This is a genomic window from Paenibacillus sp. FSL H7-0326 (assembly GCF_001955535.1).
In the GTDB taxonomy this organism is placed as follows: Bacteria; Bacillota; Bacilli; order Paenibacillales; family Paenibacillaceae; genus Paenibacillus; species Paenibacillus shunpengii.
On sequence record NZ_MPVN01000004.1, the window covers coordinates 67,848 to 83,711 of the forward strand.

10 protein-coding genes are annotated in these 15,864 nt (G+C 42.0%); 8 read left to right on the forward strand and 2 right to left on the reverse strand.

Annotation, left to right across the window (positions count from 1 at the left end; translation table 11 throughout):
• The first annotated feature begins 82 nt into the window (after nucleotides 1-82).
• Entirely contained in the window at nucleotides 83-2,986 is a 2,904-nt protein-coding gene (locus tag BK126_RS19230) for a glycoside hydrolase family 3 protein (RefSeq protein ID WP_076314177.1), read from the forward strand.
• A gap of 256 nt (nucleotides 2,987-3,242) precedes the next feature.
• Nucleotides 3,243-4,505 (forward strand): ATP-binding protein, encoded by a 1,263-nt coding sequence (locus BK126_RS19235; protein ID WP_076314178.1) that lies wholly within the window; start codon nucleotides 3,243-3,245, stop codon nucleotides 4,503-4,505.
• A gap of 30 nt (nucleotides 4,506-4,535) precedes the next feature.
• Here BK126_RS19235 and BK126_RS19240 read toward each other — a convergent pair whose 3' ends face one another.
• Entirely contained in the window at nucleotides 4,536-5,672 is a 1,137-nt protein-coding gene (locus tag BK126_RS19240) for a DUF4179 domain-containing protein (protein WP_076314179.1), read from the reverse strand.
• Entirely contained in the window at nucleotides 5,641-6,207 is a 567-nt protein-coding gene (locus tag BK126_RS19245) for an RNA polymerase sigma factor (protein ID WP_076314180.1), read from the reverse strand. The genes BK126_RS19240 and BK126_RS19245 overlap by 32 nt, the downstream gene beginning before the upstream one ends.
• A gap of 225 nt (nucleotides 6,208-6,432) precedes the next feature.
• On the opposite strand from BK126_RS19245, the gene rlmH reads away from it, so the two are divergent.
• The 6 genes from rlmH to BK126_RS19275 all read left to right on the forward strand — a co-directional run bounded on the left by rlmH (nucleotide 6,433) and on the right by BK126_RS19275 (nucleotide 15,806).
• Entirely contained in the window at nucleotides 6,433-6,912 is a 480-nt protein-coding gene (rlmH, locus tag BK126_RS19250) for a 23S rRNA (pseudouridine(1915)-N(3))-methyltransferase RlmH (protein WP_076314181.1), read from the forward strand.
• 184 nt (nucleotides 6,913-7,096) lie between these two features.
• A complete protein-coding gene (locus tag BK126_RS19255; protein WP_076314182.1) occupies nucleotides 7,097-9,895 on the forward strand; it encodes a type I restriction endonuclease subunit R in 2,799 nt (932 codons plus the stop codon).
• A gap of 1 nt (nucleotide 9,896) precedes the next feature.
• Nucleotides 9,897-11,468: a type I restriction-modification system subunit M gene (locus tag BK126_RS19260; RefSeq protein ID WP_076314183.1), complete on the forward strand. Its 1,572-nt coding sequence runs from the start codon at nucleotides 9,897-9,899 to the stop codon at nucleotides 11,466-11,468.
• Nucleotides 11,465-13,021, forward strand: coding sequence for a restriction endonuclease subunit S (locus tag BK126_RS19265; RefSeq protein WP_076314184.1), 1,557 nt, complete (start codon nucleotides 11,465-11,467; stop codon nucleotides 13,019-13,021). The genes BK126_RS19260 and BK126_RS19265 overlap by 4 nt, the downstream gene beginning before the upstream one ends.
• Nucleotides 13,018-14,751 (forward strand): restriction system-associated AAA family ATPase, encoded by a 1,734-nt coding sequence (locus BK126_RS19270; protein WP_076314185.1) that lies wholly within the window; start codon nucleotides 13,018-13,020, stop codon nucleotides 14,749-14,751. The genes BK126_RS19265 and BK126_RS19270 overlap by 4 nt, the downstream gene beginning before the upstream one ends.
• The gene (locus BK126_RS19275; RefSeq protein WP_076314186.1) at nucleotides 14,751-15,806 is read left to right on the forward strand and encodes an HNH endonuclease; all 1,056 of its coding nucleotides are present in this window, start codon (nucleotides 14,751-14,753) and stop codon (nucleotides 15,804-15,806) included. Before BK126_RS19270 ends, BK126_RS19275 begins: the two co-directional genes overlap by 1 nt.
• Nucleotides 15,807-15,864: the final 58 nt, after the last annotated feature.

Here is a 15,864-nt window from a genome sequence, read left to right on the forward strand (position 1 = left end):
CGCCTCTAATTTTTCGGGTAGCCCCTATATCGGATATGTCATAAAATACGCTTGAGGGAGTCTACCCGAAGGAGGATTCAATATGTCGAGTACAACACAATATCCATTCCAGAACACTTCCCTTCCACTTGAAGAACGGGTAAATGACTTGGTTTCTCGCTTCACTTTGGAAGAAAAAGTGGGACTTATGATTCAATATCAAACGGCAGTAGAACGCCTTGGTGTTAAGGCTTATAAGCATGGTACAGAAGCGGCTCACGGTATGGCTTGGCTTGGTGAAGCAACCGGGTATCCACAGCCGATCGGTCTCGGATGCACGTGGGACACAGAACTCATGCAGCGAATTGGAAGCGCAATCGGTGACGAAGCACGGGGCTTCTACAAAAAGAATCCGGAGATCAATGGTCTGACCTTATGGGCACCGACGGTCGATATGGAACGCGATCCTCGGTGGGGCCGTACAGAGGAAGCTTACGGTGAAGATCCGGTGCTCGCCGGTAAACTCGCATCCGCTCTGGTTAAGGGAATGCAGGGTGATCATCCGAAGTATATGAAAGCGATTGCGACACTGAAGCACTTTATAGCGAACAATAACGAGGTTGGCCGCGGCGATGCATCAGTCAGCATTGATCCGCGTAATATGCGTGAGTATTATTTGAAAGCGTTTGAGATTCCGTTCAAAGAGGGCGGCGCTCAGTCCATGATGACAGCGTATAATGCCATCAACGGCGTTCCAGCTAACCTTAGCCCGGATGTCAACGCGATTGTGAAGCAGGAATGGGGCATGGACGGATTTGTTGTCAGTGATGCGTTTGACGTATCCGGTACGGTCCGTGATCATGGCTACCTGGAGACTTACAAAGAGGCTGTTGCTCGTTCCGTGAAGGAAGGCGGCATCGACAGTATTACAGATGATGGCGAGCTCATTAAGCAGTCGCTTCGTGAAGCATTAGAGGAAGGACTCCTCAGTGAGAGCGATCTGGATGTTGCACTCCGCAATACGTTCCGTGTTCGCTTCCGTCTGGGTGAATTCGACCCTGAGGAAGGCAACCCGTATGCGGCGATCGATGAGTCGGTCATTATGCATCCAGAGCATGCCAAGCTGTCGAGAGAAGCAGCGGGCAAAGCCGTAGTTCTGCTCAAGAACGAAGGAAACATGCTGCCGCTGCAAGCAGATAAGCTGAAGAAGGTTGCCGTTATTGGCCCGCTTGGCGGTACGGTATATCGTGACTGGTACAGCGGCTCGCTGCCTTACGCGGTTACTCCGCTCCAAGGTATTCAGGATAAGCTGAGCAGCCATGGCGGTGAAACGACGTTTGCTGGCGGCACTGACCGCGTGAAGCTGAAAGCGAAGGACAGCGGACGCTATGTGCAGGTACGCAAAGAGGATCAGTCCTCTCTTGCTGCTACGGGCGAAGCCGCTGATCAAGCTGCTGTATTTGAAATGACCGATTGGGGCTGGGACAGCCACACGATCATTGCAGAGGACAACGGTCTGTATCTGACCACAGATGATCGTATTGTGAAGGCATCTGCAGATCAGATCTGGGAATGGTTTACGAAGGAAATCTTCCTTGTTCGTCCTGAAGGAGAGAATGCCGAGGAAGTTACCTTCTCCACATGGAACGACACACCGGTTACCGTGAACAAAGAGAGCGGTGAACTGCTTGTCGGAACAGGCCGTGCGGAAGAGACAGCGAACGAGATCAATGTATCCGGCGCCGCTTCTGTGGCAGGCGGAGAAGAGAAGATCAGCGCAGACATCTTCGAAGTGGAGACGGTGACTGATAAATTCGCTGCAGCGAAGGAAACCGCAGCCGATGCAGACCTTGCCGTTGTATTTGTCGGTAACCATCCGCTCATTAACGGTAAAGAAACAATCGACCGTCCGGACATTACGCTTCCGGCATCTCAAGAGCAGCTGATCAAGGAAGTTCTATCCGTCAATCCGAATACAATTGTGGTTGTTGTCGGCAGCTATCCTTATGCTCTGAACTGGACGGAAGAGAATGTGCCAGCGATCGTATACACGACCCATGCAGGACAAGAGCTTGGAAATGCGATAGCGGATGTTCTCTTCGGTGATGTGAATCCAGCGGGACGCCTGAACATGACTTGGTATAAGTCAACGGATCAGCTTCCTGAATTTATGGATTACGATGTGATCAAGGGAGATCGTACGTATCAATACTTCCAGGGTGAAGTGCTGTATCCATTTGGACACGGCTTATCCTACAGCTCCTTCCGTTATGATGAGATCCGTCTTGATCGGAATACGGTATCAGCAGATCAGGATCGTGAAGTAGGCATTACGGTGCGCATTACGAATACAGGAGATAATGCCGGTGAAGAAGTCGTGCAGCTGTACGGACATGCGGAGAATTCTCGTGTGAAGCGTCCATTGAAGCAATTGCATGCGTTCCAGCGGGTGCTGCTGCAGCCGGGTGAGTCTGCCGATGTGAGCTTCAAGCTTCCGCTGAGTGAGATCGCAATCTGGGACGTAACTCGTGAGCGCTTCTGCATCGAGAGCGGCAGCTATACGTTCATGGTGGGTGCTTCCTCTGCAGATCTGCGAGTGAATGCAGAGCTGAAGGTGGAAGGTGAAGTCATTCCGCCGCGTGATCTGAAGCAGCCAGTGAAAGCCTTCAACTATGATGATTACGAAGGTGTACTGATCGGAGAATGTCATGAAGGCGGCAGTGCGGTTGAAGTGAAGGAACAGTCCGGCTGGATCGTGTTCCAGGATGCTGAATTTGGTGAAGGTGTAAGCAGCGTAACTCTGCGTGCAGCAGCCCAAACGGCGGCAACAGCCGAGCTTCGTCTGCAAGGTCCGGAAGGTCCGGTGGCAGGAAGCGTAGAGCTTGAGTCCACGGGAGCACAAGGATGGCGTGATTACACGGTGTCAGTGGAAGGCATGAGCGGACGTCAGGACGTATATATCGTGCTGAACGGTAAGGCAGCTCTGAGTACGATTCAATTTCAATAAATAATGAATAAGCCAGATTCCCTTTACGATAAGGAGATCTGGCTTTATTTTTGCGTAATTTGAACCCATAGCAGGATACCTTTAGCAGCTTGAATCAAAAATATATAGTTTCGAATCCACCTTTTTGATGAATGATAAAATTGATTTATTCTCCCAATATTTAAATAATGAGTTTAATTTACTTGGAAGGAGTAATTGGAGTAATATATTCAAATATAACATAGACATGCTATACCGATGAAAGGAAGTAGCCCCTTTGCTCGAAACGCTGTTGTTAAACTTTTTGATTTTGCTTTTTCCGGTCGTTATTTTTTTGATTTTCTTCGAAAATAGACCGGTCTCTTATAACAAAAAAATACTGATTATCCTGTCTACGGTGGCCATGTGTCTGTGCATGCTCATGCCTTTTCAATTGGAGTATGGATATACGTTTGATCTGAGGTATATTCCGTTCCTGCTCGTTGCTTTGTTTGGTGGATATCGCTGCAGCTTTCCGCTATTTGTAGCGCTAATTGTTTGCAGATTATATGTTGGTGGAGAAGGAGTCCTGCCCGCTGTGTTATTTGCAATCAGTATATTTATAGCGGCTCCTTTATACAGCAAAAGATTTCTGGGACTGGCTCCCAAGAGGCGGATTGTGGCCGCGGCGGCTACGGCTTTTCTGACTATGCTCTGGTACTTGATTACCTTAATCATCGTGATTAAGCAAGTGGATGCTACCTTCTGGAACTTGGCTGGGCATGCGCTGACGACGTATACGGTGTTCATGATGATTGCGATGATGCTGATTGAAAAAATAATAGCCAATGCCCATTATCGGGATCGCGTGCTGCAGTCTGAACGATTGAACGTGGTCAGCGAACTTGCGGCCAGCGTATCTCATGAGATCCGGAATCCGCTGACCGTCACGAGTGGCTTCTTGCAACTGCTCAGTAAATCGGAAACGATGACGGAGAAGGAACGGGGATATATTAAGCTGTCACTCGAAGAGCTGAAACGAGCCGAGAAAATTGTGAGCGACTATCTATCCTTCGCCAAGCCGCAGTCACAGAACATGGTGTACGCAGACTTAAGCGAAGATCTGGAGTATACCACGAATATTATTTTGCCATATGCGATGATATATGATGTTGAAGTGGAGACCCATTATGACAATTCACTCAGCACAAACTACGATCAGCACCAAATTCAGCAATGCCTGATTAATTTATATAAGAATGCGATTGAGTCGATGAAAGAAAAGGGCGGCGGCAAGCTGATCATTCACATCTCGGAGCATAAGGGAAGCATTGTGATTCGCATCGAGGATACAGGGGTTGGCATGGATAAAGAGGAGCTGTCCAGACTGGGCAAGCCATATTACTCCACGAAGCAGGAGGGCACGGGCCTTGGGATGCTCATGGTCTATAGCACGATCAACAAGCTGAAGGGCCGAATTGAAGTGGATAGTAAAAAAGGACAGGGCACCGTCTTCCGGCTGATCATTCCGGCTGCACCCCCTGATGAGGAAAGAGCGTAAGCTGCTGTCATACGCTCTTTTTTGTGCGTTCTAAAGGTAGTCTTTAAGTGAAATTTCAATATCAAGCTGGGGCAAATACTCCACGATGATATTTCCATTTTCATCTTTGGCAAAAGTCGTGTTCGATGAATCGTTATAAATATATTTATAGGGTCTGATGATGATCTTCTCTGGAACTTCGGCAAAAGGCTGATATCTCGTATCTGATATAAACGTATTGCGAACAGCATCACTTCGCCCAATTCCCGTTAGTGTCTGGAGCTTATTCCCGCTCTCGTCTAATACATCAAAGGCTATGCCGTTCGTTATAGCGTCATAGGCCACCCCCTCAGGGAGTGAGATCGCTGTTGTAATGTTCGTTGTAATTGGTGTAAGCTCGATTCTCTTGAGACTGAAGGTAAGGTCTCCATCATCCTTCGAAATACTAGGTTCAATCTCTATATGATCGCCACTAGTCATCGTCACAGGCACCGACAAGGATAATGGATCGCTGAAGCCATTCATGGATAAGCGCAGTGTTAGTTTAAATTGATCGGGGAAGGACTCTCCGCCTTGATTACCTAAATCGACAAATTCAATGATTGCTGAGTTATCGTCTGCTCCAGGAAAAGAAAAGATAGGAATATGATTTCCGCTCTCTGAGGCTTGAACATTTACATCATCTACCCAAATATCAATATCTGATATCTGATCTCGAAGTGACATCGAAGCTGAACTACCAGCTGCTCTTATCAGGCTTAACGATACTCGGTTCCCGTCATATACAACCTCGGGTACGGTAACCGTAATATCACCTATGGATGCAACTGCATTGGGATGATCGGAGAGGTTCTCATTGGCTGCGCGGTAGAGCCCGAGATCTCCTGCTAGTCGAAAGATACTCTGCAGTACAGGGATCTGCTGTAGAGAAGCAGCCATGCTTGAGGATGTGAATAGACTTGCTACTAGAATGACCCCCGCAGCAGTGGAAAGCGAGGTAAGCAGCCAAGTTTTGTGACGGTTTTTTATACGTCTGAGGTGGTTGTGCTTAACTGGATGTCGCTTCTGCTGCTGGATATACAGCTCGGACATGATGGGCTCCGTAAAATCCTTATGTAAGCTTAAACCCCTAACTTGCGCAGAGATACGTTTTATTTCATCCTCTTGATTTATGGAATGCGGACTCATGGATATAACCCCCTTCTTGAGCATGATGCTCGTTTTTGAGCTTCTTGCGTAACCTTTCGTACTTTTTGCGGATGGTGGCAGACTTTAAGTCCATGACTTCGGCTATTTCATCGTACGTGTATTCTTCAACAGCTCTTAGCAGCAGGATGTGCTTCTCCTCCATAGTTAATGGATTAAGCAGATATTGGAGTTCAGATGGAGAGTCAATTTGGTGTTGTAGTGATGGGCGATACAGCTCTTTTAAGGTATGGAAGAACTTACGGTCACGGGCTTTTTTCTTGTTGAGATTCAAGCAGTGGTTATATGCAATCTTGTAGAGCCAGGCTTGAAACGATACCGTCGGGGAATAGCTGTTCATGTCTTGATAACTCTTGATAAAGATTTCCTGGACGGCATCCTCAGCCTGATCTTTATCGTTAAGAAGGCATTTGCAGTACACATAGATCTGCCTTTGAAATTGCTGAATCACGGTGCGAAATTGCTCTATGTCACCTTGTTGAATCTCTTGGACAATCTGCTCAATATGGTTAGGCATTGGATTGGGTGAGTGACCGGTATTCAGATAGATCGACTCCTTTCGTCACGTTTGTATATGCTATATAACAACTAAGCAGGATGATTTGTGACGAGCTGTAAAATTATATTTAGATGAAGGCAGGGTATGGTACACTCCAGTAAGGAGAATGTAAGTAATATATTGACGAAAGTTAACAATTTTAAAATAAATAAAAGTTTAGATACAAGCAGGAGGCAGTACAGCATGTTGATTCAGATTATCAGCGTAGGAAAATTAAAAGAGAAGTACTTAGTGCAGGGCATTCAGGAATATGCGAAGCGGTTAGGGCCTTATGTCAAATTTCAAGTCATTGAGGTGCCTGACGAGAAAGCACCGGACAATATGAGTGATGCCGAAGTACGGGGCGTCAAAGAACGTGAAGGCGAGCGAATTTTGGCGCATGTGAAGAGTGAAGCACATGTGATTGCACTCGCGATCGGGGGTCAGCTGTGGAGCTCCGAGGATCTCGCTGCTGAGATGGACAAGCTCGGAACGTACGGGACAAGCCACATTGTATTTGTAATTGGCGGGAGCCATGGTCTGTCCGATGCGGTGCTGAAGCGCGCGCAGCAGAAGCTGAGTTTCGGGCGCATGACTCTGCCGCACCAGCTGATGCGGCTTGTGCTCGTGGAGCAGATTTACCGGGCTGTGAAGATTAATCGGGGGGAACCGTATCATAAGTAGGGCGAAAATTTTTATGTGATATTATATAATAATTGGAACCAATATGGTATACATGTCATTGAGCATTTATAAAGTTTAGCGAATTGAAAGACTTGAAATTAACTTTACTTGGACCTTGTGAGACTCCTGCACCTTAGAATTTTTTTTATTACATGCAAGGTGGAATCCTAAGTTAGGAGAACCAATGAAAACGGAAGCACAAACTCGAAAAGAACTTATAGATACTAAACTCTATAGTGCAGGTTGGGATGTGAACAATCCTGCTCAAGTTAAACAGGAGTTTGATATTTCTATACCTCTGACTGAGGGGGTGGCCGAGGGGCGAATGCCTTATGGAGGTCATCACTATAGTGATTATGTTCTGTTGGGCAGAGACGGAAAACCACTGGCTGTTGTAGAAGCTAAAAAGAGTTCCACAGACCCTGCAATCGGTCGGGAACAAGCGAAACAGTATTGTTATAACATTCAAAAGCAATATGGAGGTAAACTCCCGTTCTGTTTTTATACTAATGGATCTGAGATTCATTTCTGGGATTTAGAAAATTACCCACCTAGAAAAGTCGTAGGCTTTCCAAACCGTGATGATTTAGAACGATTTCATTATATTCGGGAACATAGAAAACCACTTGCCGATGAGCTAATAAACACTGAAATCGCCGGAAGAGATTATCAGATTCGTGCGATTCGCGCAGTGATGGAAGGAATAGAGAAGAAACAACGGAAATTTCTTCTGGTTATGGCTACCGGAACTGGGAAAACAAGAACCTGTATTGCCCTTGTGGATGCTCTAATGCGTGCAGGCCATGCTGAACGGGTATTATTTCTGGTGGATAGAATAGCCCTACGAGAGCAGGGACTAGCAGCATTCAAGGAACACTTGCCCGCTGAACCCCGTTGGCCTAAGGTCGGTGAGAAGTTAGTTGCGAAAGATCGCCGAATTTATATTTCAACCTATCCTACAATGCTAAATATTATAAGGGAAGAAGGAAATAGCCTCTCACCACACTTCTTTGATTTGGTTGTGATTGATGAGAGTCATCGATCCATATATAACACTTACGGAGAGGTGCTCGATTATTTCAAGGCAATCAGTCTTGGGTTAACGGCAACTCCATCAGATATTATTGATCATAATACTTTCAAGCTATTTAACTGTGACGATGGTCTTCCAACATTTGCTTACACGTATGAGGAGGCAGTTAATCGCACCCCGCCTTATTTATGTAATTTTCAAGTGATGAAGATACATACTAAGTTTCAGGTTGAAGGTATTAGCAAACGAACGATCTCCTTAGAAGACCAAAAGCAATTAATCCTTGAGGGTAAAGAGGTGGAGGAGATCAATTTCGAAGGCACTGAGCTGGAGAAGACGGTTATCAATAAAGGAACCAACGCGCTTATTGTGAAGGAATTCATGGAAGAGTCGATTAAAGATTCAAACGGTGTTTTGCCTGGGAAAACGATATTCTTTTGTTCTTCCAAGTCCCATGCCCGGAGAATGGAACAAATATTCGACTCGCTTTACCCGGAATACGCAGGTGAATTGGCTAAGGTGCTTGTCTCGGATGATCCGCGTGTTTATGGAAAGGGCGGACTCCTGGACCAGTTCACCAATAACGATATGCCTCGAGTTGCCCTTAGTGTTGATATGCTGGATACAGGAATTGATATTAGAGAACTAGTTAATCTTGTTTTCGCTAAGCCAGTTTATTCTTATACCAAATTCTGGCAGATGATTGGTCGGGGTACTCGACTATTAGAATCACACAAAATAAAGCCCTGGTGTACCGAGAAGGATCGATTCCTTATTTTGGATTGCTGGGAAAACTTTGAATATTTTAAGCTTAACCCAAAGGGCAAAGAAACAACTGCTCAAATTCCACTTCCTGTACGTTTTGTCGGTATCAGGCTAGATAAGATTGAAAAGGCGCTCGATTTGCACAATGATGACATTGCGGGAAAAGAGGTTAATATACTTCGACAACAAATTCAGGAGCTCCCGAGAAACTCGGTGGTCATTCAGGAGTCAGCCACAGACTTACACAAGATAGAAAATGATAATTTCTGGACAAAGTTAACGCATGACAAGATTCAATTCTTGCGTACTACCATAAAACCACTATTTAGAACAGTTGCACAAACGGATTTCAAGGCTATGCGATTTCAGAAGGATCTACTTGAAGCATCGTTGGCGATGTTGGCTAAAGAGCTAGAGAAATTCGAGACTCTAAAGGATAATATCGTCGAATTGATTAGTCAACTTCCACTATCGGTTAATATTGTTGCTAGGGAAGAGTCCATTATTAAGCTTGCTCAAACAAATCATTTCTGGACAAAAGCAACAGACGAAACATTCGATGAACTTGCTGTAAGGTTATCTGCTCTTATGAAATATCGGGATAGAGATGTTAAACTTCTTGGACCTGCTCAGTATGATTTTATCGATGTGCTTAAAACAAAAGAAATGGTGGAATTCGGTCCCGAACATTCAGTAGTCAGTGTCTCTAAGTACCGTGAAATGGTGGAGGAGCTCATTATGGAGCTTACTGAGAGTAATCCTATCTTGCAAAAGATCAAAAAAGGAATAGAGATTACCGAAGATGAGGCAGAAGAGCTTGCCACAGTATTGCATGATGAGCATCCACATATCACCGAAGATCTACTGAAGAATGTATACAAAAATCGTAAAGCAAAGTTCATGCAGTTCATTAGGCATATTCTGGGGCTTGAGTTATTAGTAAGTTTTCCGGAAACAGTCACTAGGGCATTTGAACAATTTATCCATAACCATACGAATCTAAGCTCCCGACAACTGGATTTCTTAAACCTGCTCAAGGAGTTTATATTGGAGAAAGAGACTGTGCAGAAGCGGGATCTAATAGAGTCGCCCTTTACGGTGTTGCACCCACAAGGAATCCGTGGCTTATTTACCACGGCGGAAATCAATGAGATTATAGAACTTACAAAAAAGGTGGCAGCATAAATTGTTACAAAACAACTCAGTACTCAAAAGTAAAATTGATCAACTATGGAATAAATTCTGGAGCGGCGGTATATCCAATCCACTAACAGCCATTGAACAGATTACCTATCTACTGTTTATGAAACGACTGGATGATCTGGATCTGAAGCGAATATCTGATGCAGAATTTACGGGGGAAGAGTATACCTCTAAATTTGAGGGGGTGTTTACAATTCCCGGCACCGAACAGAAAGTGGATAAGCAGACTCTTCGCTGGAGTCATTTTAGAAGAATGTCGGCTGAAGAAATGCTTAATCATGTACAAATGAAGGTATTTCCTTTTTTGAAAATGTTGAACGGTGATGAATCACCGTTTACTCATCACATGAGAAATGCGGTCTTTATTATTCCTAAGCCAGCCTTGCTGGTAGAAGCGATTTCTACAATTGATGAAATATTTTCAGAGATTGAAAAAGATGCCAACCATGGAGGCCAGACATTTCAGGACATTCAAGGGGATGTCTATGAAATGCTTCTTTCCGAAATTGCCACAGCCGGTAAGAATGGACAGTTCAGAACACCACGACATATCATTAAGCTAGTTGCTGAATTGGTTGAGCCACAACTAGGGAACCGTATTGCCGATCCTGCCTGTGGAACTGGTGGATTTTTGCTTGGGGCTTATCAGTATATGGTGACTCAGCTTGATAAGAATAAGAAGAATCTGAAGCCTGACGAAGATGGTTTTATTCGCAATTCTATAAGTGGACGCCTAACAAAAGAAGTCAGTGGTATTTTGAATGATAGCTTATATGGCTACGATATAGATGTCACAATGGTGCGGTTGGGATTGATGAATATGATGATGCATGGTGTGGACACCCCTCACATAGATTACAAAGATACTTTGAGTAAAGGTTTTACCGAGTCTAATCAGTTTCAGATCATTATGGCCAACCCACCATTCACCGGTAGTATCGATAAGGGAGATATCAACGAATCCCTCAAATTAGGAACCACCAAAACGGAACTCTTATTTATTGAGAATATTTATAATCTGCTCAAGATGGGTGGAACAGCAGGAGTGATTGTGCCACAAGGTGTTTTGTTTAGTAGTGGTAAAGCCTTTATTGAAGCAAGGAAAATACTTGTTGAGAAATGTGAACTGAAAGCAGTTATTAACATGCCCAGTGGAGTGTTCAAACCATATGCAGGAGTAAGCACTGCTATTTTAATTTTTACTAAAGGCGGTGAGACCGAAAATGTTTGGTTTTACGATATGCACAGCGATGGATATAGCCTGGATGATAGGCGGACAAAGCTTGAAGGTTATGGAGATTTACAGGATATTGTGATGCAATATATGTTGCGTGATCAGACAAAGGAAAGTAACCGCAAAGAGAAGTTTTTCTTTGTGCCTAAGTCGGATATTGTGAAAGAAAAGTATGATCTCTCTATTAGTAGATACAAAGAGGATGTAATTGAAGAGGTTGATTATGAAAATCCGGCAGTGATTCTTGACAAGCTCAAGACTATGGAGAGTGAAATTGATTTGGAGTTGAGCGAACTTGAGGAGATGTTGGGATTAAAATGAAAAATGCAACATTAAGTGACATTGTTACGAAAAATGGCGTATTTATTGATGGTGATTGGATTGAAAGCAAAGATCAAGACCCTAACGGAGAAGTACGTCTTATTCAATTGGCTGATATTGGGGACGGTATATTTTTAAATAAGTCTAGTAGATTTTTGACCAAGAAAACAGCCTTAAAGCTTAAATGTACTTTTTTACAAAAAGGGGATTTATTAATTGCACGAATGCCAGACCCTCTTGGTAGAGCATGTATTTTCCCCGGAGATGAAAAGCAATGTGTGACAGTTGTGGATGTTTGTATATTAAGGCCTAATTCAAAATTAATTTCCAATGAGTATTTAAAGTACCTAATTAATAACTCTAATTTTCGAAACAGGATAATCACTTATTCGACAGGTTCTACTCGAAAGAGAATCTCTAGAAGTAATTTGGATAAAATCCAGTTTGACTTACCAGCATATGAGGATCAAATTCGAACCGCAACTGTTCTCACTCGAGCGGAAAGACTAATTACCAAACGCAAGGAGAGCATTAAGGCGTTGGATGAATTTTTGAAGAGTACGTTTCTGTGGATGTTTGAAGATGTTATTTCCCATCATGGAAAGCCGTATTTCTTTGATGACTTAAAATCTGATGGAAAAGGCACCTTTTCAAATGGACCATTTGGGAGTGACTTGCTTACATCAGAATTAAATTCCGAAAAGGGGACCCCGGTTATTTACATTAGGGATATTAAAAATGGAAATCTTGAGTGGATAAGTAATGTATTTGTTACTCCGCAAAAAGCATCCTTACTGCCTAATTGTCACGTTGTTCCGGGAGATTTATTACTTGCGAAAGTGGGGGATCCTCCAGGTATTGCTGCGGTATACGGTGAAAACATGAAAACAGCAATAATTACTCAAGATGTTATTCGGGTAAGGTTAAATAATAAAATAGTAAATCCATTATATTTATGTAGTTTTATTAACTCTGAACTAGGAAAAAGATTAATAAAAAAAATTACGGTGAAGGGTACAAGAAGCAGATTTACCTTGGGTGATTTAAAAAAGTTGCAATTTAAAGTACCGGATATTAGTCTTCAAAACCGATTTGCCGCCATTGTTAGAAAAATTGAGACTCTAAAAGCAAGATATACCCAAAGTCTAAATGAACTGGAAAACCTCTATGGTTCTCTTAGTAGACAGGCATTTAAGGGTGAATTGGATTTGAGTAAGGTTTCGTTGGAATCAAAAAATGAAAATAAAGAACTTCAAGTGAAAATGGAAAGAACACCATATGTGGATAATGAACTTATTGATTCAAAAATATATTCAGAAGCCGAGTTAATGAGAATTATTCAATCTATGAAAGGTGAAAGTTTTAGCTTTGACTCTCTCATAACCGAACTTAAAAAGGCTTCGTTTGAAGAGATGCCCGATTATGGAGAATTAAAAGAAAAAATTTATAGAATGCTGGAAGGGACAAATCCGCTATTGTCGCAATCTTTAGTCGAGGTTACAAATGATTTAGGCAAAGTTGAAAAGAAAATAATGCTGAGGATTAACATATGAAACTGTTACGCCTTAAAATTACAGATCCTGCTGGCTTTAGAAGTCTACAGCCAGGTTTTGAGGTTCACTTCCTGCGTGAATGGAATTATAGTGAAGCTCGTGAATTTAACCCATACATTATGGCTGGCCCTAATGGGAGCGGTAAATCAAATGTATTGGAGGTTTTGGCGGCAATTTTTTATCATATCGAATGCATGTATCTCGACTATAGACCTGCATCACTTGAATATGATGAAATAGAGAATCCTCAAGGCTTCCGTAGTGATATTGCGTCGCCTAATGGATTTGAAGTAGAATATTATATTTCCGCTCCTGCCACATTTAATATCTCAGGAATTCAAGATTACGCACATATTAAAATTGTAAAAGAAAATGGGAAGTCGCCTCTAATTTATTGGATTAATAGAAACTTATTTGATGTTAAAGGCGCTAAGATTCTTACCAGTAATGAAGCCAAAGAAGTATTACCAGACTTTGTGCTGGGCTATTCATCTGGTGAAAATGAAATATTGAGTTTGCCTTTCTTTAAAATGCGCTTTATTCACTTTGATGAGTATAAAGATTATCTTAATCGTCAGAGCTCTTATTCTAGTGTGCCTGAAGGAAGGCTTACATTTCTGAATAGCGAATTTAATCAGGCTATAGTACTAAGCAATCTTCTTCTTCAAAAGATTGAACAATTAAAACCGTATAAAGATGAAGTGGGCGTTGAGGACATAAAGAGTTTTCGTATCATTATCAAAAATTATATCAAGTTGGATAAAGCACATGTTACCGAAGATCTAGAGGATACCATTAACTTTCAAAAGAATATCGTGGAGACAAGCGAAGACGAATATGGTGAAATACATTATCGTCTTAATATTACACAAAACTTGGATACCATTATTCAGAAACTCAAGAATTGCTCTACTTGTAGTTATTACGATTCAGAAGCTGACGAGCTATATCTCGATTATTGGGTTAATGAAGAAACGAAAGGAGCGTTTGCACACAATTTTGAGTCGGCGATTGGACTCTTTCAGGCATTTCAGATTCTGCTGACTCTTAACCTATATACTGTAAATGAGAAGTTAAAAAAAGAGCTACACAAATCTAAAAGTTTATATGTAAATGAAACTGTTCCAACGCTCGCCTCGGATGAACGTATAATGCGTTTTAAAGATTTATGGATACAAAAGAGTGGAATTGCTACAAATATACTAAGCAAATCACTTTCAGATGGGGAACACCAATTTCTCCACTCTTTAGGTTTATGTCTGTTATATAAGGATAAAAATTGCCTTTTCCTTCTTGATGAGCCAGAAACTCATTTTAATCCCGGCTGGCGAGCAAAGTTTATCACCGGAATTCGTAATTGCTTTAAAGACAAAGAGTCGGATTCTACAATGCGGGAAATGTTGATCACGACCCATACCCCTTATTTAATATCAGATAGTAAAAAGGAGTATGTTCTAGTGTTTAATAAATCTGCGAGTCAAACGATAGAAGTTACACGGCCAGACTACAACACTCTCGGTGCTTCAATCAATAAAATTTCTATGAAGACCTTTGGAAGAACCGAAACCATAGGTGGGTATGCAGAAAAGCAACTTAATGATATTAAAAAGCGGTTTGAGGCTGGGGCACCAAAACAGGAATTAATTGATGAAGTCAACAACTTGTTGGGTGATTCAGTTGAGAAAGTTTTATTCATTAAAAGAGTACTTGATAGTATGGAGGGAGAATAATGTTATTCACATATCAATACATCAATCATCGTATGGAGAAGATGCAGGAGTTTATTGATTACATATTCTACGAGGTTTGGTGTATAGCCCCATCAATAGCAGATTACTCATTAGAATTGTACAATAATAAACCGGACTTGAAAGAAGTGATGACCACTTTTCACTATTCAAGCACAAAAGGCGGTGACTTTTTTAACGCAAAAATAGAAGAGATATTTTTAATCTTTAAAACCCTTAGCCCAGCGGACATCTACCAACTGAAATTGTGGTATCAATCTAACAACAACATTGAAATATTATGTAAGAATGATCCGGCACATACACCATCAAAATACGCTGATATAAATCAATTGAACAAAGATCTTGGAATCGCTCTAAAAGTATTTTTTGTTCGATTGTACTCGCATGATTTACTCTCATTAAAAGCATTAGCAGATAAAATTGGTTTGATAGATGATCACTATGATGAATTCGTAAAAATTAATCGCACTGGAAAATGTCCTTTCTGTGGATTGTATGATATTGATAGTGAGTATGTTCATACTAGAGATGCTTATGATCATTACTTACCTAAAAGTGAATATCCTTTCTCTTCAATTAGCTTCAAAAATTTAGCACCAATTTGCAATAAATGTAATAGTAGCAATAAAGGATCAAAAGATCCGCTTTACGATTCAAATGGAAATCGGCGCAAAGCGTTTTATCCTTTTAATCGCGATTCGTATACCATGGATATTAATGTGAAACTGAATTCAGCAGAGATTGAGAAGTTAACTCCGCAAGATATAACTATTAGTTTCGGACCTGCTAATATTGAGGAAGAGCTCAAAACATGGAACGAATTGTTCGGTATTGAAGAACGTTATAAAGCTAAGTGTTGCAGTGCCGATGCAAAATACTGGATTAACCAAATAATCGATGAATGTGGCGATAAGACTCCCATTGAATTTCTATCTATCAGACTAGCAAGTGCCCAAAAAGCACCATATTCAGATACAAATTTCTTGCGTAAACCATTTTTGGAAGCATGTGCAGCGCTAGATATTTTCACATAAAAGGAAGTATGATACTGTTTTGGATTAAAAGGGCACCCTTAAAGGTGTCCTTCAATTT

What these genes read in the sequence shown, in the direction of transcription:
- BK126_RS19245 (WP_076314180.1), bottom strand. Translation starts at nt 6,207, where the DNA reads ATGCCTAACCATATTGAGCAGATTGTCCAAGAGATTCAACAAGGTGAC.
- BK126_RS19275 (WP_076314186.1), top strand. Translation starts at nt 14,751, where the DNA reads ATGTTATTCACATATCAATACATCAATCATCGTATGGAGAAGATGCAG.
- BK126_RS19240 (WP_076314179.1), bottom strand. Translation starts at nt 5,672, where the DNA reads ATGAGTCCGCATTCCATAAATCAAGAGGATGAAATAAAACGTATCTCT.
- rlmH (WP_076314181.1), top strand. Translation starts at nt 6,433, where the DNA reads ATGTTGATTCAGATTATCAGCGTAGGAAAATTAAAAGAGAAGTACTTA.
- BK126_RS19230 (WP_076314177.1), top strand. Translation starts at nt 83, where the DNA reads ATGTCGAGTACAACACAATATCCATTCCAGAACACTTCCCTTCCACTT.
- BK126_RS19270 (WP_076314185.1), top strand. Translation starts at nt 13,018, where the DNA reads ATGAAACTGTTACGCCTTAAAATTACAGATCCTGCTGGCTTTAGAAGT.
- BK126_RS19255 (WP_076314182.1), top strand. Translation starts at nt 7,097, where the DNA reads ATGAAAACGGAAGCACAAACTCGAAAAGAACTTATAGATACTAAACTC.
- BK126_RS19265 (WP_076314184.1), top strand. Translation starts at nt 11,465, where the DNA reads ATGAAAAATGCAACATTAAGTGACATTGTTACGAAAAATGGCGTATTT.